The sequence below is a fragment of the Bradyrhizobium sp. Bra78 genome (genome assembly GCF_024519855.1).
Classification (GTDB): Bacteria; Pseudomonadota; Alphaproteobacteria; order Rhizobiales; family Xanthobacteraceae; genus Bradyrhizobium; species Bradyrhizobium japonicum_G.
This window is the reverse complement of the sequence record NZ_JALJRE010000006.1, coordinates 1-20,595: the sequence shown is the minus strand read 5'-3', so window position 1 is coordinate 20,595 and position 20,595 is coordinate 1. Positions and strand designations below refer to the sequence as shown.

Annotated in this window: 22 protein-coding genes and 1 other RNA gene; 12 read left to right on the top strand and 11 right to left on the bottom strand. The window is 65.6% G+C overall.

What is annotated here, in order from left to right; genetic code table 11:
• Positions 1–60: 60 nt before the first annotated feature.
• The 5 genes from OC450_RS15215 to ffs form a co-directional block, all read right to left on the bottom strand.
• Positions 61–498, bottom strand: coding sequence for a hypothetical protein (locus tag OC450_RS15215; protein ID WP_211381899.1), 438 nt, complete (start codon positions 496–498; stop codon positions 61–63).
• A 27-nt stretch (positions 499–525) separates the two neighbouring features.
• Positions 526–1,128, bottom strand: a complete 603-nt coding sequence (recR, locus tag OC450_RS15210) for a recombination mediator RecR (protein WP_211381898.1) — start codon at positions 1,126–1,128, stop codon at positions 526–528.
• 1 nt (position 1,129) lies between these two features.
• Positions 1,130–1,450 carry a YbaB/EbfC family nucleoid-associated protein gene (locus OC450_RS15205; protein ID WP_211381897.1) on the bottom strand — a complete coding sequence of 107 codons (321 nt, stop codon included), beginning with the start codon at positions 1,448–1,450 and terminating at the stop codon, positions 1,130–1,132.
• A 24-nt stretch (positions 1,451–1,474) separates the two neighbouring features.
• Positions 1,475–3,289 (bottom strand): DNA polymerase III subunit gamma/tau, encoded by a 1,815-nt coding sequence (locus OC450_RS15200; RefSeq protein WP_262048213.1) that lies wholly within the window; start codon positions 3,287–3,289, stop codon positions 1,475–1,477.
• Between the two features lie 94 nt (positions 3,290–3,383).
• An RNA gene (gene ffs / locus OC450_RS15195) (signal recognition particle sRNA small type) lies at positions 3,384–3,480 on the bottom strand.
• Positions 3,481–3,662: 182 nt separating this feature from the next.
• On the opposite strand from ffs, the gene OC450_RS15190 reads away from it, so the two are divergent.
• The 9 genes from OC450_RS15190 to OC450_RS15150 all read left to right on the top strand — a co-directional run bounded on the left by OC450_RS15190 (position 3,663) and on the right by OC450_RS15150 (position 11,084).
• Positions 3,663–4,517, top strand: coding sequence for a transporter substrate-binding domain-containing protein (locus OC450_RS15190; RefSeq protein WP_211381895.1), 855 nt, complete (start codon positions 3,663–3,665; stop codon positions 4,515–4,517).
• Positions 4,518–4,691: 174 nt separating this feature from the next.
• On the top strand, positions 4,692–5,354 hold the full coding sequence (locus tag OC450_RS15185; RefSeq protein ID WP_211381894.1) for an amino acid ABC transporter permease: 663 nt from the start codon (positions 4,692–4,694) through the stop codon (positions 5,352–5,354).
• Entirely contained in the window at positions 5,351–6,145 is a 795-nt protein-coding gene (locus OC450_RS15180) for an amino acid ABC transporter ATP-binding protein (RefSeq protein WP_262048212.1), read from the top strand. The genes OC450_RS15185 and OC450_RS15180 overlap by 4 nt, the downstream gene beginning before the upstream one ends.
• Entirely contained in the window at positions 6,145–6,900 is a 756-nt protein-coding gene (locus tag OC450_RS15175) for an SDR family NAD(P)-dependent oxidoreductase (RefSeq protein ID WP_262048211.1), read from the top strand. The genes OC450_RS15180 and OC450_RS15175 overlap by 1 nt, the downstream gene beginning before the upstream one ends.
• Positions 6,897–8,024: a muconate cycloisomerase family protein gene (locus OC450_RS15170; RefSeq protein WP_262048210.1), complete on the top strand. Its 1,128-nt coding sequence runs from the start codon at positions 6,897–6,899 to the stop codon at positions 8,022–8,024. The genes OC450_RS15175 and OC450_RS15170 overlap by 4 nt, the downstream gene beginning before the upstream one ends.
• 152 nt (positions 8,025–8,176) lie before the next feature.
• Entirely contained in the window at positions 8,177–8,596 is a 420-nt protein-coding gene (locus OC450_RS15165; protein ID WP_211381890.1) for an HIT domain-containing protein, read from the top strand.
• Between the two features lie 10 nt (positions 8,597–8,606).
• On the top strand, positions 8,607–9,545 hold the full coding sequence (gene nudC, locus OC450_RS15160; protein ID WP_256805560.1) for an NAD(+) diphosphatase: 939 nt from the start codon (positions 8,607–8,609) through the stop codon (positions 9,543–9,545).
• Positions 9,546–9,553: 8 nt separating this feature from the next.
• Positions 9,554–10,504, top strand: coding sequence for a sugar kinase (locus tag OC450_RS15155; protein ID WP_262048209.1), 951 nt, complete (start codon positions 9,554–9,556; stop codon positions 10,502–10,504).
• A 70-nt stretch (positions 10,505–10,574) separates the two neighbouring features.
• A complete protein-coding gene (locus tag OC450_RS15150) occupies positions 10,575–11,084 on the top strand; it encodes an Lrp/AsnC family transcriptional regulator (protein WP_166068044.1) in 510 nt (169 codons plus the stop codon).
• A gap of 3 nt (positions 11,085–11,087) precedes the next feature.
• Here OC450_RS15150 and OC450_RS15145 read toward each other — a convergent pair whose 3' ends face one another.
• Positions 11,088–12,437, bottom strand: a complete 1,350-nt coding sequence (locus OC450_RS15145; protein ID WP_256805558.1) for a sensor histidine kinase — start codon at positions 12,435–12,437, stop codon at positions 11,088–11,090.
• Positions 12,437–13,159 (bottom strand): response regulator, encoded by a 723-nt coding sequence (locus tag OC450_RS15140; RefSeq protein ID WP_256805557.1) that lies wholly within the window; start codon positions 13,157–13,159, stop codon positions 12,437–12,439. Before OC450_RS15140 ends, OC450_RS15145 begins: the two co-directional genes overlap by 1 nt.
• Before the next feature lie 187 nt (positions 13,160–13,346).
• Here OC450_RS15140 and OC450_RS15135 point away from each other — a divergent pair, with 187 nt between their 5' ends.
• The 3 genes from OC450_RS15135 (at position 13,347) to OC450_RS15125 (ending at position 14,817) form a co-directional block, all read left to right on the top strand.
• Positions 13,347–13,568 carry a hypothetical protein gene (locus OC450_RS15135; protein ID WP_211381885.1) on the top strand — a complete coding sequence of 74 codons (222 nt, stop codon included), beginning with the start codon at positions 13,347–13,349 and terminating at the stop codon, positions 13,566–13,568.
• A gap of 76 nt (positions 13,569–13,644) precedes the next feature.
• Positions 13,645–13,968 (top strand): cysteine rich repeat-containing protein, encoded by a 324-nt coding sequence (locus OC450_RS15130; protein WP_211381884.1) that lies wholly within the window; start codon positions 13,645–13,647, stop codon positions 13,966–13,968.
• A gap of 9 nt (positions 13,969–13,977) precedes the next feature.
• Complete coding sequence (locus OC450_RS15125; protein WP_262048208.1) at positions 13,978–14,817, top strand: sterol desaturase family protein; 840 nt, start codon at positions 13,978–13,980, stop codon at positions 14,815–14,817.
• A gap of 14 nt (positions 14,818–14,831) precedes the next feature.
• On the opposite strand, the gene OC450_RS15120 is transcribed toward OC450_RS15125, so the two are convergent.
• From OC450_RS15120 to OC450_RS15105, 4 genes are all read right to left on the bottom strand, one after another.
• Positions 14,832–16,331, bottom strand: a complete 1,500-nt coding sequence (locus tag OC450_RS15120) for a phosphomannomutase/phosphoglucomutase (RefSeq protein ID WP_211381882.1) — start codon at positions 16,329–16,331, stop codon at positions 14,832–14,834.
• Positions 16,332–16,519: 188 nt separating this feature from the next.
• The gene (locus tag OC450_RS15115; RefSeq protein WP_211381881.1) at positions 16,520–17,032 is read right to left on the bottom strand and encodes a TIGR02281 family clan AA aspartic protease; all 513 of its coding nucleotides are present in this window, start codon (positions 17,030–17,032) and stop codon (positions 16,520–16,522) included.
• 128 nt (positions 17,033–17,160) lie between these two features.
• Complete coding sequence (gene hrpB / locus OC450_RS15110) at positions 17,161–19,635, bottom strand: ATP-dependent helicase HrpB (RefSeq protein ID WP_262048307.1); 2,475 nt, start codon at positions 19,633–19,635, stop codon at positions 17,161–17,163.
• 142 nt (positions 19,636–19,777) lie between these two features.
• Positions 19,778–20,595: UDP-glucose dehydrogenase family protein (locus tag OC450_RS15105; protein WP_262048207.1), on the bottom strand; the 818-nt coding region annotated here is incomplete at its 5' end.

Below are 20,595 nucleotides of genomic sequence, written 5' to 3'. Positions count from 1 at the left end.
CGCTTCCACCTTCGTCATTGCGAGCGAAGCGAAGCAATCCAGAGAGCGGAGCGCGCGCTCCTACTGCTTCTTGATCAGGCTCCACTTCGTGATCACGGCCTCGCTCATCTGGCCGGGATCGTTGGCGCAGGCGACCTCGTCGACCTTGACCGAGATCTCCTTGCCGGCGAACGTCTTCAGCTGCGCGGCCTGCGCGTTACCGCTGGGAACGAGCTGGAAGGTCTCGGGCCCGGTCTCGAGATTGCAAAGCCCGTTCGGCGCTGGAAGGCGGCGTGGCTCGGAGGTGATCTGGTACATCGCAATCCGCTTGCCGGCGTTCTTGACGTCGCGCACTTTCATCGCATTCAACTCGCCCGACAGCACATCGCCGGTGTTGATCGGCTTGCCGGGCTTGGACGGCGGCGGCGCCTCGTCGCCCTGCTGCGCGGAGACGGCCGGCGTCACCAGCATCGTCATCATCGCGACCAAAGCCAATCGTGTGGCGAAAAGTTTCGTCATGTCGTCCGTTCCGTCAAGGCTGGATGGCTAGAACAGGGTGCGCTGCCGCATCGCAGCCGATAGCGTACCTTCATCGAGATAATCAAGCTCGCCGCCGACCGGCACGCCATGGGCGAGCCGCGTCACCTTCACGTTGGCGTCCTGAAGCAGGTCGGTGATGTAATGCGCCGTGGTCTGGCCGTCGACGGTGGCATTGAGGGCGAGAATGACCTCATGCACCTGCGCGTCATGTGCGCGCGCGACCAGCGCGTCGATGGTGAGGTCTTGCGGACCGACCCCGTCGAGCGGCGACAATGTCGCGCCCAGCACATGGTAGCGCCCTTGAGTCGCATTTGCCCGCTCCAGCGCCCAGAGATCGGCCACGTCGGCGACGACGACGATGATTGCAGGATCGCGCTTCGGGTCGGTGCAGACGGTGCAGGGATTTTGCGTGTCGATGTTGCCGCAGGTCTTGCAGACTTGAACCTTGTCCAGCGCGACCTGCATGGCCGAGGACAGCGGCATCATCAGCGCCTCGCGCTTCTTGATCAGATGCAGCGCCGCGCGCCGCGCAGAGCGCGGACCGAGGCCAGGCAGCCGTGCCAGGAGCTGGACCAGCCGCTCGATTTCAGGACCTGCAACCGCGCCCATATTACTGGCCGAACAGCCCCGGCGGCAGGCCGAGCCCGCCGGTCAGCGACTGCATCTTCTCCTGCATCGCAGTCTCGGCCTTCCGGCGCGCATCGCCAAGGGCGGTAACGAGCAGGTCTTCCAGAACCTCGCTCTCTTCCGGCTTCATCAGCGAGGGATCGATCTTGACGCCTTTGACGTCCATCTTCGCGGTCATGCGCACTGCGACGAGACCGCCGCCGGAGATGCCCTCGACCTCGACGTTGGCAAGCTGGTCCTGCATCTCCTGCATCTTGGATTGCAGCTGCGCCGCCTGCTTCATCATGCCTAGAAAATCAGCCATGGGTGATTGTCCTCGAAACTGGCTCTAGAGATCGTCGCCGTCGGAACCGTCCGGCGGATCGTCGCTGCCATAGTCGGCGTTTATATTGGATTCCGGGGTCTCGGGCGCAAGCTTTCGGACCTCGACGACCTTGGCTCCGGGGAAACGCGACAGCACCTCCCGTACGCGCGGATCGGCCTCGGCGGTGCGCGCATGTTCCTGCTTCGCAGCCTGGTTCACCGAGCGCAGCGTCGGCTGGCCCTGCTCGTTGGAGACGATCACAGTCCAGCGGCGGCCGGTCCACAGCTCGAATTTTCGCGCGAGCTCGGAGATCATGGTCTTGGAGGCGTTGGGCTCGAGCGCGACTTCCAGCCGGCCCTCCTCGAAACGGACGAGACGCATGTCGCCTTCGAGCGCGCCCTTGGTCATGAGGTCACGCTTCTGCCCGGCGAGCGCGACGAGCTGGGTGAAGCTCGCAATGCGCAGCGCCGGTGCCGCGGCCTGCGGGTCGGCCGCGGGCGCGGCCATCTGTGGGCGGGCGCCACCGCCGAACGAGGACGGCGACGATGTCGGCATGCGAACAGGCGGCGCAGAGGCCACCGGCGCGGCGGGCGCGCTGCGCGCGGCGCTGCCGCCGCTTACGACTGGCGAGCCGCCATCGTTCTGCTCCAGCATCCTGATCGCTTCGTCCGGCGTCGGCAGGTCGGCGACATAGGCGATGCGCACCAGCACCATCTCGGCAGCCGCGGCGGGGCGCGTCGCGGCCTGCACCTCGGTGATTCCCTTGAGCAGCATCTGCCACATCCGCGACAGCACGCGCATCGAGATCTTCGACGCGAAATCCCGCGCACGCACGCGCTCGGTCTCGCCATAGGCGACGTTGTCGGCAGTCGCAGGCACGATCTTCACGCGGGTGACGAAGTTGACGAATTCGGCGAGGTCCGAAAGCACGACGATGGGATCGGCCCCGACGTCGTACTGGTCGCGGAACTCCTTGAAGGCGCTCGCGATGTCGCCGCGCGCCAGCGAATCGAAGAGGTCGATGACGCGGGTGCGGTCGGCAAGCCCCAGCATCTGCCTGACCGCATCGGCCTTCACGGCGCCGGCCGCATGCGCAATCGCCTGGTCGAGCAGCGACAGCGAATCGCGCACCGACCCTTCAGCCGCACGCGCGATGATGCCGAGCGCCTCGGGTTCGATCTCGACGTTTTCCTTCGCGGCAATGCTGGCGAGGTGCTTCATCAGCACGTCGGCCTCGACACGGCGGAGATCAAAGCGCTGGCAGCGCGACAGCACGGTGACCGGAACCTTGCGGATCTCGGTCGTGGCGAACACGAACTTGGCATGCTCCGGCGGTTCCTCCAGCGTCTTCAGGAAGGCGTTGAACGCCGCCGTCGACAGCATGTGGACTTCGTCGATGATGTAGACCTTGTAGCGGGCGCTGGCCGGCGCGTAGCGCACGCTGTCATTGATCTGGCGGACGTCGTCGACACCGGTGTGCGAGGCCGCGTCCATCTCCAGCACGTCCATGTGCCGGCTTTCCATGATTGCCTGGCAATGCACCCCTAGCGTCGGCATGTGGATGGTCGGGCCCTTCACCGAACCATCCGGCATCTCGTAGTTGAGTGCACGGGCCAGGATGCGCGCAGTGGTGGTCTTGCCGACGCCGCGGACGCCGGTGAGAATCCAGGCCTGCGGAATGCGGCCGGTCTCGAATGCATTCGAGACCGTCCGGACCACGGCCTCCTGGCCGATCAGATCGTCAAAGCTCGAAGGGCGGTATTTGCGCGCCAGGACCCGGTAGGGCGTTCCAGCCTGGCCGGCGCTATCGGAATTGGGAGGGGCGCCAGCGTCGGTCATCGGTCGATCCGCAATGAAATGTCTTTCGGCCGGCGTTTGCGGAAAGGAGCACGCTGGCGGGAAACCCGCCGGCGCAATTCGCTCGGAAAAACAGGTAGGAGACTGACGAGCGACCCGATCCGGACCTCGTTAGGGCTGCTTCCTTCCGGACCTGACCCGGTTGGCGAGTGGCTCGTCCACCGCCAATCTCCCGGTGCCTATTTGGGGCCAAAAGAGCTGGAAAGCAAGCGGGTATCGCCCGCATGGCCGGGGCCTGCCCAGCATCCGGGCAATTCATGATCTGCCCAGCCGACAGGCTGTGCTTTCGCTGCCAAGGCTGCCTTGGTATGAACGCAGCCGGAACCCCATCCAACCAGAAAAGCGATTGATCCCAATGGTTACACGTCGTGATGTTGCATCGATTGTCGGGCTTGGCGCCATTGGCGCGGTGACCGCGGGCGCGCTGGCGTCGCCTGCCGTTGCCCAGGCGGCCGATCCCAACGAATCGACCTTCGCCCGCATCCGCCGCACCAAGAAGATGCGAATCGGCGCCGTCGGCGGCGGCGCGCCCTATTACATGAAGGATCTCGCCAGCGGCCAGTGGAAGGGTTTCTACATCGACATCGCCAAGGGGCTCGCCGACGACATGGAGGCCGAGCTCGAGATCACCGAGACCACTTGGGGCAATTCGGTGCTGGACCTGCAGTCCAACAAGATCGACATCTTCTTCGGCCTGAACCCGACCCCGAAACGCGCGCTGGTGATCGACTTCTCGGTGCCGGTCTTCAACAACGCCTTCGGCATCCTCTGCAAGAAGGACTTCAAGCCGAAGAGCTGGGCCGAGCTGAACTCGCCCGACGTCAAGATCGCCGTCGACCAGGGCTCCTCGCACGACCAGGTCGTCAGCCGCCTGACGCCGAAAGCGCAGATCTCGCGGCTGAAGACCGCGGACGACGCCACCGCAGCTCTGCAGACCGGGCGCGTCGACGCGCAGTGCCTGATCACCATGCTGTCGCTGACCGTGCTGAAGAAGAACCCCTCGCTCGGCCAGTTCGTGCTGCCGACGCCGATCTTCGCCACCACGTCGAACGCCGGCTTCCGCCGCGAGACCGACAAGACCTGGCGCGATTACGTCAATACCTGGATCGACTTCAACAAGGGCCTCGGCTTCATTCGCAATGCGATCATCACCAACATGGAGCTCGTGGGCGTGACCGAGGCGGACATTCCGCCAGGCGTTTCATTGTAAGTGATGAGATCAGGGCTTGCTCGTTCCGCCCCTCTCCCGCTTGCGGGAGAGGGGCGGGGTGAGGGTGTCTCCGCAATCGAGAACCCCTGTGGGAAGAGAGCCCTCACCCGCACCGCATCTTCGATGCGATGCGACCTCTCCCGCAAGCGGGAGAGGTGAAGCAAGAAAGAACACATGTATCAGTGGGACTTCGGCATCCTCTGGAGCTATCGCTGGCTCTTTCTCAACGGGCTCGGCGTCACCGTCGGCTTCACCGTGGTCATCGTCATACTCGGGGTCGTCTTCGGCCTGTTCGGGGCGTTCGGCAGCCTGTCGCGCTTCAAGGCGGTGCGCATGCTCGCGCTCACCTTCATCGAGGCATTCCGCTGCACGCCCATCCTGGTGCAGCTGATCTGGTTCTACTACGCGCTGCCGATCCTCGCCGGCGTCGAGATGACGCCGATCACGGCTTCGGCGCTGGCGCTCTCGCTCTATGGCGGTTCGTTCTATTCGGAGATCATCCGCGGCGGCATCATCTCGATCGACCGCGGCCAGTCGGAGGCCGGCGCCGCGCTCGGCATGACCCCTGGCCAAAGCATGCGGCGCATCGTGCTGCCGCAGGCGATCAAGCGGATGATTCCGGCCCTGATGAACCAGTCGATCATCCAGTTCAAGAACACCTCGCTGGTTTCGGTGCTGGCGGTGCCTGACCTCGTCTACCAGAGCCAAGTCGCCGCCCATGACAGCTACCGGCCTCTGGAAACCTACACCGCGGTCGCCGTCGCCTATGCGGCGATCCTGATTCCCCTGACCATCCTCGTCCGGCGAGGCGAGAAGCGACTGGCGGTCAGCGAATGAGCGAGACGTCAAAGATCGAGATCCGCGGCTTGCGCAAGAGCTTCGGCAGCAACGAGGTCTTGAAGAACATCAATCTCGACGTCGCCAAGGGCGGCGTCGTGGCGCTGATCGGCCCCTCCGGCTCGGGCAAATCGACGCTGCTCCGCTGCATCAATCTGCTGGTCGCGCCCGACGGCGGCAGCGTCCGCGTCGGCGACAAGCTCTTTGCATTCGGTGACGGCACGAAGCTGCCCGACGTGAAGACGCTGGCAAAATTCCGCGCCACCACCGGCATGGTGTTCCAGCATTTCAACCTGTTCCCGCACATGACGACGCTCCAGAACGTGATGGAAGGGCCGGTCACGGTGCGGCGCATGACCAGGGCGGATGCCGATAGGCTCGCACGTGCGCAGCTCGCCAAGGTCGGGCTTGCGGAAAAGGCCGACCAGTATCCGGCGACGCTCTCCGGCGGCCAGAAGCAGCGCGTCGCGATCGCGCGGGCGCTGGCGATGGAGCCGGACGTGATGCTGTTCGACGAAGCCACCTCGGCACTCGACCCTGAGCTCGTCGGCGAAGTGCTCGCTGTCATCCAGCAGCTGGCGTCGGAGGGCATGACCATGGTGATCGTGACCCACGAGATCGCCTTCGCCCGCGAGGTCGCCGACCGCCTCATCTTCATGCGCGACGGCGTCGTGGTCGAGGAAGGCCCGGCGCGGCAGGTGATCGACAATCCGCAGGAAGCCGCAACGCGGGCGTTCCTCAGCCATTTCCACCGCACCGGCGCATTGCCGCCGGCGAACGCAACACCGTGATGCCCAACATCGATCGCGCCTATCTCGTCACCGGTGCCGCCAGCGGCATCGGCCGCGCCACCGCAAAGCTGCTGGCGGCACCCGGCACCGCGCTGCTGCTGCACACGCGCTCGAACGCAGAGGGACTCGACGCCACTGCGGCGGAGGCCGAAGCGCTAGGCGCTGTGGTGGCAAAATGCCTCGGCGATCTCGCCGAAGAGGCCGCGGCGACTGATGCCATCGCCGCCGCGCAAACGGCCTTCGGCCGGCTTGATGGATTGATTCTGGTCGGCGGCCACGCCCGTCGCGGCAGTGCGATCGGCACGTCCGCGGATCAGTTCCGCCAGGCGATGGACGAATCCGCACTGGCATTCACGCGGTTGGTCGACGCCGCGCTGCCGTTGCTGCGTGCAGGGCGTGACGCGCGGATCGTGGCGGTGTCATCCTTCGTGGCACATGCGATCCGCCCCGAATTCGCGCCTTTCGCGGCGACGGCCGCGAGCCGCTCCGCGCTTGAAGCTCTGGTGCGCTTGACCGCGGTCGAGCTCGCGAGTGAGGGTATCTCCGTCAACGCGGTCGCGCCGGGTCTCATCGTCAAGGACAAGCCGAGCGAGAGCCGGCTGTCGCCCGAACAGATCGCAGCGACCGAGGCGCTGATCCCGATGCGCCGCCGCGGGCGGCCGGACGAGGTGGCCGAAATCATCGCCTTCCTCGCATCGCCAAAAGCATCCTACGTCACCGGCCAAGTCTGGCACGTCAATGGAGGCCTGACATGACAGAAGTAACCGTCGCACGTCTCAGGCTGTTCCTGATCGAGAGCCCGATCAAGATGGCGCGCCTCCAGGGCGTCGGCAACGTCAAGGGCACGGTAAAGCGCGTGCTGATCGAGCTCACGGCCAGCGACGGCGTGATCGGCTGGGGCGAAGCGGCGCCGTGGGAGGTGTTCACGGGAACACCGGAAGCCGCGTTCTCCGCGCTCGACATTTATTTGCGCCCGATCGTGCTCGGCAAACCCGTGCGCCGTATCCGCGCGCTGCTGGCCGAACTCGACCGCGCGCTGGTCGGGCATGCCGAGGCCAAGGTCGCGATCGAGATGGCGCTGCTCGACATCGTCGGCAAGTCGTCCGGACTTTCAGTTGCCGACCTGCTCGGCGGCCGCGTGCGTGACACGATCCCGCTGTCGTTCTCGATCGCCGATCCCGATTTCGCTGCCGATCTGGAGCGGATGAGAAAAATGGTTCCGGATGGCAATGTCATCTACAAGGTCAAGACCGGCGTGAAGCCGCATCGCGAGGATCTCGACCATCTCGAGGCGATCCGAACGGAGTTCGGCGACAAGGTCGATCTTCGCGTCGACTACAACCAGGCGCTCGCGCCGTTCGGTGCCATCAGGATTTTGCGAGATGTCGAAGAATTCGCGCCGACCTTCATCGAGCAGCCGGTGCCGCGCAAATATCTCGATGTCATGGCACAGCTCGCCGCCGCGCTGGAAACACCCGTGCTTGCCGACGAAAGCTGTTTTGATCGCCGCGACATGATGGAGGTGGTGCGCCGGGAGGCGGCCGATGCCGTCTCGATCAAGCTGATGAAGGCCGGCGGCCTGTTCGAGGCGCAGGCGATCATGGCCATCGCGGACATTGCCGGCCTGCCCGGCTATGGCGGCACGCTGTGGGAGGGCGGCATTGGGCTCGCCGCCGGCACGCAGCTGATTGCGGCAACGCCCGGCATCTCGCTGGGCTGCGAATTCTACATGCCGCATCACGTGCTCACGGAGGACGTGCTGGAAGAGCGCGTCGCCAATCGCGGCGGCCACGTCGTGGTGCCCGACGGCCCCGGCCTCGGCATCCGCGTCAGCGAGGCCTCGATCCGTGCCAATGCACGGGTGCTGGCGGAGGCGTAAAAGGCCGCCACGAATTCGCTGTCGTCCCGTCGAAGGCCAGGACGACAACGGTGCATGCGGCCCCTGCGGAGCCTCATCCTTCCCCAATCAAACTCGGTATCGTATGGTCGGGCCAAACAAGCCCGATCGCGTCGGGCAAGCTGGAAACCCATATGTCCGATCCCGCCTGGTCGCTCCACTCCCGCCTGAAAGAGGACACCATCGACATCGGCGACTTGCCGCTGTCGAAGGTGCTGGTCATCAAGGACGCGCATTATCCCTGGCTGCTGCTGGTGCCGCGGCGCGCGGACGCTGTCGAGATCATCGATCTCGACGAGGTGCAGCAGGCGCAGTTGATGACGGAGATCTCCCGCGTCTCGCGCGCGCTGAAGGAGATCACCAAATGCGACAAGCTCAACATCGCAGCGCTCGGCAACCTCGTGCCGCAGCTTCACGTCCACATCATCGCGCGCCGCACCAGTGACGCCGCCTGGCCGCGACCGGTCTGGGGTGTAATGCAGCCCTTGGCGCATGACGCCACCGAGGTGCAGAATTTCATCAGCGCGCTTCGCCGCAAGATCTGGTTGGGTTGAAAGAACAAGAATGTCAGCATTCGACTCGTTTCCGCTGGGACAGCCGGCCTTCGTCACCAACATCCTCGACCGCGCCGCGCATCTGCGCCGCGACGATGAAAAGCTGTTCGCGATGGAGCAGAAGCCCTCCTCGCGCGCCTACGTCGTCTACCGAGACTCGCTGCTGGTGAAGCGCGAGGGCGAAGGCGCGCGCGCGCTGCTGTCGATCGACGAGGCGCTGAAATGCGGCGCCAATCCCGGCACGGTCTTCCTGGGGCTGCGCGACGGCGCCGCGATGTTCGGGATGGGCCTGTCGCAGGCCGCCGCCGAGAAGCTGATCGGCCGCGACGATTACACCGTCACCGAGCTGCGCGGCATGGCGATGCAGGGCGCGATTCCGCCCGATGAGCTCTCGGCGATCGCAATGGCGAAGTCGATGGTGAGCTGGCACCAGCGCCACGGCTATTGCGCCAATTGCGGCACCCGCAGCGCGATGAAGGAAGGCGGCTGGAAGCGCGAATGTCCGAGCTGCAAGGCCGAGCATTTTCCACGCACCGATCCGGTCGTGATCATGCACGTTTCCTCCGGCGACAAATGCCTGCTCGGCCGTCAGAAGCAGTTTCCGCCCGGCATGTATTCCTGCCTTGCCGGCTTCGTCGAAGCCGCCGAGACCATCGAGGACGCGGTGCGCCGGGAAATCCTCGAGGAATCCGGGATCCGCTGCACCGACGTGCAGTATTACATGACCCAGCCCTGGCCCTATCCGTCGTCGCTGATGATCGGTTGCAGCGCGCGGGCGCTGAACGAGGATGTCATCGTCGATCATTCCGAACTGGAGGATGCGCGCTGGTTCACGCGCGAGGAGGCCGCCCTGATGCTGAAACGGACGCATCCTGACGGACTCGCCGGCCCGCATCCGTTCGCCATCGCCCATCATTTGCTTGGCCGATGGGTGCACGACAAGAGCTGAGACCGCCGATGGCGCCACCTGAGACCGCGCCGCGCATCCTCTGCATCGGCATTCCCGTGCGCGACCTCACCTTTCGTGTCGAAGCCGTGCCCGCGCGTGGCAGCAAGGCGAATGCGACCCATCTCGCGGAGATCTGCGGCGGCAATGCCCTCAATGCCGCGATCGCAATCGCCCGGCTTGGTGGACGTGTCACGTTCACCGGGCCGATGGGCGATCCCGGCGAGACGTCGAGCAGCTTCATTCTCGAAAGGATGGCCGCCGAAGGTATCGAAACCGCGCATATCGTGCGCATGCCGCGGTTGACGACGCCGGTCTCGGCAATCTTGATTGACCCTTCCGGCGAGCGAACGCTCACCATCTTTCGCGATCCCGGTCTGTGGAGCGTGAAGCTGCCTGACGCCGACGTACTGCTGACCGACTGCACGGCGGTTCTGGTCGAAAGCCGCTGCGCCGCGTTCGCGACCTCCCTCTGCAACGAGGCGCGACGGCGCGGCATTCCGGTCATCGTCGGCGTCGACCGAGCGATGACACGGACTGACGACCTGCTCAGGGCGGCCTCGCATCTGCTGTTCGCCAGCGAACAGGTGCGGGAGACTGCCGGCGTCGCCGACGACGGCAAGGCCTTGAAGCGCCTGGCCGGGCTGACGCCGGCCTTCCTGGCCGCCACGCGCGGCCCGCGCGGCACGATCTGGCTGAACGAGGCGGGTGAGTTCGAAGAGACGACGGCCTTTCCGGTCGAGGCCATCGACACGCTCGGCGCTGGCGACGTCTTCCATGGCGCCTTCACGCTTCGCCTTGCCGAAGGCGGCGACACGCGGGAGGCGCTGCGATTCGCCGCGGCAGCGGCGGCGCTGAAATGCACCCGCCATGGCGGCGGTCTGGCCGCCCCGCAACGCACTGAAGTTGAAGGACTTTTGCAACCGCTTTCCGAACGCAAGCCCCTGGGACCACCGAGATAATAGACTTGATATAGAAGAATTTTCTCTATATGAGGAAAAGCAGCCGTCAAAATGGAACAAAGTTCTTCAAATGACTGATCTTGCTGTCCAGCTCCCCGAGACCAGCCGCCGCCTCGACGCCATCGACCGCAAGATTCTGATGGTGCTCCAGGACGATGCCTCCCTGTCCGTCGCCGAGATCGGCGATCGCGTCGGCCTGTCCTCGACCCCCTGCTGGAAGCGGATCCAGCGCCTGGAGGCCGACGGCGTCATCCTGAAGCGGGTGGCGCTGGTCGACCAGAACAAGATCGGGCTCGGCATCTCCGTGTTCGTCTCGGTCGAGAGCTCCGATCATTCCGACGCCTGGCTCAAGAAGTTCGCCGAGGCCGTCAGCGCGATGCCCGAGGTGATGGAGTTCTACCGCATGGCCGGCGACGTCGACTACATGCTGCGCGTCGTGGTCGCGGACATGCAGGCCTATGACGTGTTCTACAAGAAGCTGATCAGCGCCGTGCCGCTGAAGAACGTCACCTCGCGCTTTGCGATGGAAAAGATCAAGTCGGTCACCGCGCTGCCGATCCCGGCAGTGGTCGCCGCCTGACACTCACGCCGGTTGAAACACCGGCAGCGTGACGTTGACGCGCGTGCCCCCGCCCGGGGCCGCGCCGATCTCGATGGTTCCGCCATGGGCCTCGACCAGGCTGCGTACCACGGCCAGACCAAGCCCGGCGCCGCCGGTCGCGCGGTTGCGCGACTTCTCCAGCCGATGGAACGGCTCCAGCACGGTCTGTCGCTCGCTGGCGGGGATACCCGGCCCCTCGTCGTCGATCGACACCACAATCGCCCCATCCTTCAAGGCCGTCCGCACGTGCGCGACACGGCCGTAGGCGAGCGCGTTGTTGACGACATTGGCAAAGATCCGCCGCAGCGCCAGCCGGTCGCCGAGCACGACGCTCGTCTGCGCGCGCTCGTCCGAGACCAGATCGACCGCTGCGCCGTGGACACGCCGGTCGTGCACTTCCGCAGCAATCAAGGCGGCAAGCTCGATCATCTCCTGTGACAGACCTCCGGCGCCCGCACGCGTCGACAGCAGCGCGTCGTCGAGCAGGCGGATCATGTCGTCGATATCGGCAACCGCCCGCTGGCGCTCGGCATCATCGGGAATATGCTCGACCCGCAACCGCAATCTTGTTGCGAACGTCCTGACATCGTGGGCGATGCCGCCAACCAGTGTCATGCGCGCGCGCAGCATTTCAGCGAGCCGACCTTGCAAGCGGTTGAACGCGGCAATAACGGCACGGATCTCCGGCGCGCTGCGCTTTGCGTCCGGAAGCGGCGGTGGATCGGTCGACAGGTCGACGCGATCGACCGCCGCGGCGAGTTGCGCCAGCGGCCGCGTCTCGCGCTGCATCACGAGCAGCGCCAGCAGTGCCACAATCGATCCGAACAGGCCCGCGCCGAAGCCGACGGGCAACCCGAGCGGTGTGACCGGCAGACGGGTATAGGCATCGATGATCAGCATCTCGCCGCTGCGCAGGCCGATACGGAACTCGATCGCATTGGCCATCAGCCGCGCGATCCGCGGAAACACCCGGCTCATGCGACGATCGGGCGGCGACACAATCTCGACCGGACGGCCCGCAAGGCCGGCCGCATAGGTCTCGCGCAATTGTTGTTGCTGTGGCGGCGTCTCGCCGCTGACCGGCACGGCCGACGGCACGATCCGCACCATGAATTGCGGAGACGACACCGCGTCGAGCACGGCCTGCCGCGTATCGGAGGTGGCGCGCTCGACGAGCGTCGCGAGCGCATCGAGTCGCGCTGGCGAGGGCCGTGTCAGCTCGTTCTCGTGGACCGTGGTCCGGTAGAAAATCGCCACCACGACCGTGACCACCACCGAAAATCCGATCAGTCCGATCAGGGCGAGCCGCGCGGCGAGCGTCACGCGCAGCATCACGACACCTGCTTGACGGTGGCAGTGAACAGATAGCCGCCGTTGCGTACCGTCGTGATCAGATTGGAGCCCGGACTTGCGCCGTCGAGCTTCTTGCGCAGCCGCGAGATCAGCATGTCCACGGTACGATCGAACGGCTCCGCCGAGCGTCCGCGAGTCCAGTCGAGGATCTGATCGCGAGTGAGCACGCGGCGCGGACGCTGCACGAAACAGCCGAGCAGGTCGAATTCCGCACTGGTCAGCTGCGGGGCCGCGGCGTCCGTCTCGATCATCTCGACGCTGCGTGCATCGAGATCGACCACGAAGCGGTCGAACGCAAAGCGGCGGATCAGGGGTTTTGCCGCCGTGCCGTTGGAACGACGAAGGATGGCGCGAATCCGCGCCAGCAATTCGCGCGGCCCGAACGGCTTTGCGAGATAGTCGTCCGCCCCCATCTCGAGGCCGACCACACGGTCGATCTCCTCGCTCTTGGCCGTCAGCATCAGGATCGGAATCTGGTCGTCGGCACGCAGCCTGCGGCAGATCGACAGACCGTCCTCGCCGGGGAGCATCAAGTCGAGGATCACGAGATCTGGGCGTAGGCGCTGAAGCATCGCGTCCATGGCCTTGCTGTCGCCGACGCAAGCAACCTCGAACCCCTCGCGCCGCATGAAATCGGCGACGAGGCGGCTGATCTCGGGATCGTCCTCCACCATGAGGATCGTGGCCGGATGCGCGTTCATCGCCGCATTCTGGCTTACCGCGCGGCCCGCGCAAGGCTGCGGGCACCATTGTTACACAACGTTACACACGCCGGACAAAGCCATAACAAACGTTTCGCCCGGGCCACGCGGCGCTGACGCAGCATGCTCAGTCTCCTTGCATGGCTCCCGCTCACGGCAGCCCTCACACGTCAAGGAGACGACGACCATGACCAAACTAATTTTCTCCACCCTCGTCATCGGCGCGCTTTCGGTCGCGACAGCGGCGGACGCCAATGCCTGGACGCGGTCGGCGACGTCGAGCGGTCCCCGCGGCACGTCGAGTGTCACTGCGACGGGAAGCTGCGCCAACGGAAGCTGCTCGCGCAACGTCACCCGCACCGGCCCGGCCGGCAACACCTACACCCGCACCGGCACGGTCTCGCGCTGAGTCGCGGGCCGGGCCGTCGCCGCGTCCGCCCCACGCGGCGGCGGCCAATCCCACCAGATCAGAAAGGATGAACACAATGCCATCGGCTTTCCGTCTCCTTGCAGTCCCGCAGGCCGCGATCATCGTCGCCCTCGGTGTCGCGGCCTCGACTTCTGCGTTCGCCCAGAGCCAGCTGCAGACGCAGATCACGCCGCAAATGCGCAGCGAAGCTAGGGCCGTCATGCAGGCCTGCCGCGCCGACTATGACCGCCTGTGCAGCGACGTCACGCCGGGTGGCGGACGCATCCTCGCCTGCCTGCAATCCCATGCCGGCCAGCTCGCGGCGTCCTGCGCTCAGGCGATGCCACGCGCACAGGCGCTCCGGGACAGCGCCGTCAGCGCCGGCGTGGCGCCGAAATAGGAGGATGCCGTGGGCTACGCTTCACTCCTGCTCGATCCAACGCTCAGGCGCGTGATCCTGGCAACGGCGATCGGCCTGATGCTGCTTGAATACGGCATCGGCCGGCTCGCGCATCGCGAGACCCACGACTGGCGCGAAAGCGTCGCGTCATTTGGCGTTGCGCTGGGACAGAACCTGCTGCGCGCCGTGGAAGCCGGCATTCTCGCCGTACCGTTTGCCTTCCTCTACGAGCACCGCCTGTTCGACTTCGCTCAAGCCGGCCCGCCCGCGCTCGCCGGATTGTTCATCGGCAGCGAGTTTCTCTACTATTGGCAGCACCGCGCCTCGCATCGCATTCGCTGGATGTGGGCGACGCATGCGGTGCATCACTCGACGACACGGCTGAACCTGACGGCGGCGATCCGGCTCGGCTGGACCGGCAACATTTCCGGCAACTTCCTCTTCTTCCTGCCGCTGGCGCTGATCGGCTTTCATCCCCTCGCGATCATCGCAATGCTGGGGATCAACCTGTTCTACCAGTTCTTCATCCACAGCGAATTCGCGCCAAGGCTCGGCGCGCTCGAATGGCTGCTCAACACGCCGAGCCATCATCGCGTGCATCATGCCTGCAACGAGCCGTGTCTCGACCGGAACTACGGGGGTATCCTGATCGTGTTCGACCGTCTGTTCGGAACATTTGCCGAGCGGCCGTCGGACCAGCCGCTCCGCTTCGGCCTGGTCGGCGGCACGCCGTCCTTCAATCCGGTCCGGATCGCGCTCGGCGAATGGATCGCGATGCTGGACGACGCCTGGAAGGCCCGCGGACCAGGGGCGAAGCTCCGCGCCCTGTTCGGCCCACCGGGGATCTGAGCGCTCGCAGGCGCTCAGATCTTCTGATTGTACTCGCCGACTTCGGGATGCGTACGCAGCACGCTGTTCACCATCTCGAACATGTCGTGCATGCGTTGCTCGGAGACCGGGCTCTCGACCACCACCACGAGCTCCGGCTTGTTGGAGGAGGCCCGCACCAGGCCCCAGCTTCCGTCCTCGACCGTGACGCGGACGCCGTTGACGGTGACGAGGTCGCGGATCGCCTGGCCGCCGATCTTGGCACCCTTGGCCTGCAAGCCCTCGAAGTGCTTCACGACCTGGTCGATGACACCGTATTTGACCTCGTCGGCGCAATGCGGCGACATGGTCGGCGACGACCAGGTCTTCGGCAGTGCGTCCTTGAGATCGGCCATCGATTTGCCGGGCGCGCGGTCGAGCATGTCGCAGATCGCGATCGCAGAGACCAGGCCGTCGTCATAGCCGCGGCCATACGGCTTGTTGAAGAAGAAGTGGCCGGACTTCTCGAAGCCCGCGAGCGCGCCCGCCTCGTGAGTGCGGCGCTTCATGTAGGAATGGCCGGTCTTCCAATAGGTGGTCTTCGCGCCCTGCTTCTGCAGCACCGGATCGGTGATGAACAGGCCGGTCGACTTCACGTCGACGATGAAATGCGCGTCCTTGTGGATCGCGGACATGTCGCGCGCCAGCATCACGCCGACCTTGTCGGCGAAGATCTCCTCGCCGGTGTTGTCGACGACGCCGCAGCGGTCGCCGTCACCGTCGAAGCCGAGACCGACATCGGCCTTGTGCTGCAGCACCGCGTCACGGATCGCGTGCAGCATCTCCATGTCTTCGGGATTGGGGTTGTATTTCGGGAAGGTATAGTCGAGCTCGGTGTCGAGCGGGATCACCTCGCAGCCGATCGCTTCCAGCACCTGCGGCGCGAACGCCCCGGCAGTGCCGTTGCCGCAGGCCGCGACCACCTTGAGCTTGCGCGTCAGCTTCGGACGGGTTGTGAGATCGGCGATGTAGCGCGCCGGATAGTTCTCGTGGAACTGGTAGGAGCCGCCGGCCTTGTTCTTGAAATCGGCATTGAGCACGATCTCCTTGAGCCGCGTCATCTCGTCCGGACCGAACGTCAGCGGACGGTTGGCGCCCATCTTCACGCCGGTCCAGCCATTGTCGTTGTGCGAGGCCGTGACCATGGCGCAGCAGGGCACGTCGAGGTCGAACTGCGCGAAATACGCCATCGGCGTGACCGCGAGGCCAATGTCGTGCACCTTGCAGCCCGCCGCCATCAGGCCGGAGATCAGCGCGTATTTGATCGATGCCGAATAGCCGCGGAAATCATGGCCGGTGACGATCTCCTGTTTGACCCCGAGTTCCGCAATCAGCGCGCCCAGCCCCATGCCGAGCGCCTGGATTCCCATCAGGTTGATTTCCTTTTGAAACAGCCAGCGCGCGTCGTACTCGCGAAAACCGGTCGCCTTCACCATGGGCTCGGATTCGAAGGCGTAGGTGTTGGGCAGCAATACGGATTTCGGCTTGGGGAACATTGAGACGGTCTCGCGAAAATGGCGGGAATTGATGCAGCCTTAGCGAATGCCAGGCCGCAGCGGAAGGCGGGAATGGCAGCTTATGGCTTATAATTGCGGCAGTTTGGTAACGGACAAAATCCGACCGTGAGCAGTCGAAATAGAGACGTTTCTTGAAATATACGGGCTCAGCGGCCTTTGGGAGATCGTTACTGCTCCAGCACCATCTGGCCGTTGGCGTACTCAAAGCGCTTGAGGCGGGACAGGAAGGAGAGGCCGAGCAGGTTTTCGGACAGCGCCTCGTCCGGCAACACCATGGCGTCGACGTCACGCACGATGAGGCCTCCGACGTCGAGCATGGCGATGCGGGTGCGGGCGGCCTTGATGGTGCCGTTGGCGGTGGAGACGGTGGCGTTGTACTCGCTGCGCGAGGGGCGCAGACCGAAGCGCGCTGCCGAGGTCTCGTTCAGCGCCACCACGGAGGCACCGGTGTCGACCATGAAGCCGATCCGCTGGCCCTCGATCCGGCCCTCGGCCTGGAAGTGGCCACGGCCATCGCGGGAAATGGCCAGGCTGCGGCCGCCTGTCGGCGCATTCGCCGCGACCGCAACCGTCGTGCGCGGCACCGAGGTGGCGGACGCGGAGCTCATCTTGTCCGCCATCTGCGCCATGAAGGTGCCGAGGCCGATCATGATCGCCGCGAGGATCATTATGTTACGCATCACACCACTTCCGAGCCCGAAAGCTCGATTTCACCACGCGACACGCCTGCCGGCGAGCTTAGCCACGGCCAAGCCCGTGTCATTTTGACGAAAAGGATGAGCGAACGGTTAATGCGCCTTCGCGAACCTCACGTCCCGCGCGGTTTCACGCGCCGGGTCGGCAGCGCGCTCGCGGGATCCTCCGGCCAGGGATGGCGCGGATAGCGGCCGCGCAGGTCGGAGCGTACGGCCGCGTAACTGCCGCGCCAGAAGCCGGGGAGATCGCGGGTCACCTGCACCGGGCGCTGCGCCGGCGACAGCAATTCCAGCACCAGCGGCACCTTGCCCGCCGCAATCGAGGGATGGGTGTTGAGGCCGAACAACTCCTGGAGCCGGACCGCGATGGTGGGCCCCTGCTCGGCCTCGTAGTCGATCGCGAGCACGCTCCCGGTCGGCGCCTCGAAATGCGTCGGCGCCTCGCGGTCGAGCCGCGCGCGCATGTCCCAAGGCAGCAGCGCCATCAGCGCGTCGGAGAGATCGCCGGCGGAGATGTCCTTCAGCGCGATCTTGTCGTAGAGCGCCGGCACCAGCCAATCATTTTGCCGCGCGATCAACCCGTCGTCGGAGAGATCGGGCCAGCTCGCGCCTTCCGCCTTGCGCAGGAACATCACGCGGTCGCGCCATTGTTTCGCTGCCTTCGACCAGGGCAGCCGGTCGAGGCCCGCGGCGATCAGCCCATCTGCGAAGATGCGCGCGGTATCCTCCGAGGGCGACACGGCAAGTGTCGCCTCCGACAGCGTGATCGCGTGCAGCGCGCGCTTGCGCCGCGCGCGCAGTGCCATCGCGCCGCGATCGAACGAGATTTCGTCCACGCTCTCGATATGCTCAGCGAAATGCCGCTCGATCTCGTCCTGGTTGATTTGCGCGGCGAGCAGGATGCGTCCGCTCGCGGCCGTTCCGGTCATTTCGCCAATTGCGACGTACGGCGCGCGGGCGAGCGATGAGGTCTGCTCCACGGCAGCGCCGCGGCCGTTGGCGAGCACGAAACTGCCATTGCCGCGGTTGCGCGCGACGCGATCCGGGAAGGCGTAGGCGAGCATCAGGCCGGTGGAGAGATCATCCTGCTGCCCCGCCTTCTCCGACGCCGCCACCTGCGAGGCCCAACGCCGCGCCAGGTCGCGCGCGCTCGCTGCCCGCGGCGAACGATCGCGGCGGAACTGATCGCGGCGGTGCTCGAGATCGACGCTGTCGCCGCCGAGCCCGCGCTCGGTGATGATGGCCGCGATCTCGGCTGCGGCTTCGCCCTCGCCGGCGCGATGCGAATCCACGATCATGCGCGCCAGCCGCGGCGGCAGGGCCAATGCGCGCAGGCTCTTGCCTTCCGCGGTGATGCGGCCGTCGCCATCGAGGGCGTTGAGCTCAGTCAAAAGGCTCTTGGCTTCCTTCCAGGCCGTCGCGGGCGGCGGATCGAGGAACGACAGCGCCGCGGGATCGGCGACGCCCCATTGCGCGAGATCGAGCACCAGCGAGGACAGGTCGGCGCTGAGGATTTCCGGTTGGGTGTAGTGGGCAAGCGACGCCGTCTGCGGCTCGTCCCAGAGCCGGTAGCAGACGCCAGGCTCGGTACGGCCGGCGCGGCCGCGGCGTTGATCCGCCGCCGCGCGCGAGACGCGCACGGTCTCGAGCCGCGTCAGTCCGATATCCGGTTCATAGCGCGGCACGCGGGCAAGGCCGGAATCGACCACGATGCGCACGCCTTCGATCGTCAGCGACGTCTCCGCGATCGAGGTCGCCAGCACCACCTTGCGCGTGCCCTTGGGCGCCGGCGAGATCGCGCGGTCCTGCACGGCGGCATCGAGCGCGCCGAACAGCGGCACGATCTCGATGCTGGCATCCTGCACGCGCTCGGCGAGGAGATTCTGGGTGCGGCGGATTTCGGCGGCGCCCGGCAGGAACGCCAGCGCCGAGCCGCCATCGGCGCGCAGTGCAGACGCGATCGCATCCGCCATCTGCCGCTCGATCGGAGCATCCGCTTTGCGGCCGAGATAGCGCGTCTCGACCGGAAAGGCGCGGCCCTCGCTCTCGACGACGGGTGCATCGCCCAGCAGCTTGGCGACACGGGCGCCGTCCAGCGTGGCCGACATCACGAGGATACGCAGATCTTCGCGCAGGCCGAGTTGCGCGTCGCGCGCCAGCGCGAGACCTATATCGGCATCGAGCGAGCGCTCATGGAATTCGTCGAACAGGATCGCGGCGATGCCGGAGAGTTCGGGATCGTCGAGGATCTGGCGGGTGAAGATGCCTTCGGTTACCACCTCGATGCGGGTTGCGCGCGAGATTTTCGAGCCGAAGCGGACGCGATAGCCGACGGTCTCTCCAGTGCGCTCGCCGAGCGACTTGGCCATGCGGTCGGCGCTGGCGCGCGCGGCGATGCGGCGCGGCTCCAGCACGATGATCTTCTTGCCCCTGGCCCAGGGCGCATCGAGCAGCGCCAGCGGCACGCGCGTGGTCTTGCCGGCGCCCGGCGGCGCCACCAGCACGGCGGCATTATGCTGATCAAGGGTGCGCGACAAATCGTCGAGCACGGCATCGATCGGGAGGGGCGTGTCGAAGCTGCGGGGCAAGTATTTGGGTCCCGTCATCACCCGCCTTGCGCGCGATTGCGTGCCGGGACGGGTGATCCAGTAAACTGAGGTCCCAATCATTGCGAAGATCGGGATTACTGGATACCCCGCCTTCGCGGGGTATGACAATCATATGTCGCGATCAACCCTGCGCGGAGGGGCGGCCGACACTCTCGTAGGTGAAGCCGGCGGCACGCATGTCTTCGGGGCGGAAAATATTGCGGAGGTCGACGACGACGGGTTGAGCCATGACGCTCTTCAGCCGGTCGAGATCGAGCCCGCGGAACTGCACCCATTCGGTGACGACGACGACAGCATCGGCGCCTTCCGCGCAGGAATAGGCGTCGTCGCAATAGGTGATGGCGGGAAGTTCACCCTTGGCCTGCTCCATGCCAACGGGGTCGAACGCCCTGACCTTCGCGCCCATGTCGATCAGGCCGGTCACGAGCGGGATCGACGGCGCGTCGCGCATGTCGTCGGTGTCGGGCTTGAAGGTGAGCCCGAGCACGGCGATGGTCTTGCCGCGCAAGCTACCGCCGAGCGCCTGGCTCACTTTCCGCGCCATCGCCCGCTTGCGGTTCTCGTTGACGGCCAGCACGGATTCGACGATGCGCAAGCTCACGTCGTAGTCCTGCGCGATCTTGATCAGCGCCTTGGTGTCCTTCGGGAAGCACGAGCCGCCGAAGCCGGGACCCGCATGCAGGAATTTTGTGCCGATGCGGTTGTCGAGGCCAATGCCGCGCGCGACTTCCTGCACGTTGGCGCCGACCTTTTCCGACAGATCCGCGATCTCGTTGATGAAGGTGATCTTGGTCGCGAGGAACGCGTTCGCGGCGTATTTGATCATCTCGGCGGTGCGGCGCTCCGTGAACATCAGCGGTGCCTGGTTCAACGACAGCGGGCGATAGATGTCGCCCATCACCTTGCGGCCGCGCTCGTCGGAGGTGCCGACGACGACGC

What these genes read in the sequence shown, in the direction of transcription:
- OC450_RS15215 (WP_211381899.1), bottom strand. Translation starts at nt 498, where the DNA reads ATGACGAAACTTTTCGCCACACGATTGGCTTTGGTCGCGATGATGACG.
- recR (WP_211381898.1), bottom strand. Translation starts at nt 1,128, where the DNA reads ATGGGCGCGGTTGCAGGTCCTGAAATCGAGCGGCTGGTCCAGCTCCTG.
- OC450_RS15205 (WP_211381897.1), bottom strand. Translation starts at nt 1,450, where the DNA reads ATGGCTGATTTTCTAGGCATGATGAAGCAGGCGGCGCAGCTGCAATCC.
- OC450_RS15200 (WP_262048213.1), bottom strand. Translation starts at nt 3,289, where the DNA reads ATGACCGACGCTGGCGCCCCTCCCAATTCCGATAGCGCCGGCCAGGCT.
- OC450_RS15190 (WP_211381895.1), top strand. Translation starts at nt 3,663, where the DNA reads ATGGTTACACGTCGTGATGTTGCATCGATTGTCGGGCTTGGCGCCATT.
- OC450_RS15185 (WP_211381894.1), top strand. Translation starts at nt 4,692, where the DNA reads ATGTATCAGTGGGACTTCGGCATCCTCTGGAGCTATCGCTGGCTCTTT.
- OC450_RS15180 (WP_262048212.1), top strand. Translation starts at nt 5,351, where the DNA reads ATGAGCGAGACGTCAAAGATCGAGATCCGCGGCTTGCGCAAGAGCTTC.
- OC450_RS15175 (WP_262048211.1), top strand. Translation starts at nt 6,145, where the DNA reads ATGCCCAACATCGATCGCGCCTATCTCGTCACCGGTGCCGCCAGCGGC.
- OC450_RS15170 (WP_262048210.1), top strand. Translation starts at nt 6,897, where the DNA reads ATGACAGAAGTAACCGTCGCACGTCTCAGGCTGTTCCTGATCGAGAGC.
- OC450_RS15165 (WP_211381890.1), top strand. Translation starts at nt 8,177, where the DNA reads ATGTCCGATCCCGCCTGGTCGCTCCACTCCCGCCTGAAAGAGGACACC.
- nudC (WP_256805560.1), top strand. Translation starts at nt 8,607, where the DNA reads ATGTCAGCATTCGACTCGTTTCCGCTGGGACAGCCGGCCTTCGTCACC.
- OC450_RS15155 (WP_262048209.1), top strand. Translation starts at nt 9,554, where the DNA reads ATGGCGCCACCTGAGACCGCGCCGCGCATCCTCTGCATCGGCATTCCC.
- OC450_RS15150 (WP_166068044.1), top strand. Translation starts at nt 10,575, where the DNA reads ATGACTGATCTTGCTGTCCAGCTCCCCGAGACCAGCCGCCGCCTCGAC.
- OC450_RS15145 (WP_256805558.1), bottom strand. Translation starts at nt 12,437, where the DNA reads ATGCTGCGCGTGACGCTCGCCGCGCGGCTCGCCCTGATCGGACTGATC.
- OC450_RS15140 (WP_256805557.1), bottom strand. Translation starts at nt 13,159, where the DNA reads ATGAACGCGCATCCGGCCACGATCCTCATGGTGGAGGACGATCCCGAG.
- OC450_RS15135 (WP_211381885.1), top strand. Translation starts at nt 13,347, where the DNA reads ATGACCAAACTAATTTTCTCCACCCTCGTCATCGGCGCGCTTTCGGTC.
- OC450_RS15130 (WP_211381884.1), top strand. Translation starts at nt 13,645, where the DNA reads ATGCCATCGGCTTTCCGTCTCCTTGCAGTCCCGCAGGCCGCGATCATC.
- OC450_RS15120 (WP_211381882.1), bottom strand. Translation starts at nt 16,331, where the DNA reads ATGTTCCCCAAGCCGAAATCCGTATTGCTGCCCAACACCTACGCCTTC.
- OC450_RS15115 (WP_211381881.1), bottom strand. Translation starts at nt 17,032, where the DNA reads ATGCGTAACATAATGATCCTCGCGGCGATCATGATCGGCCTCGGCACC.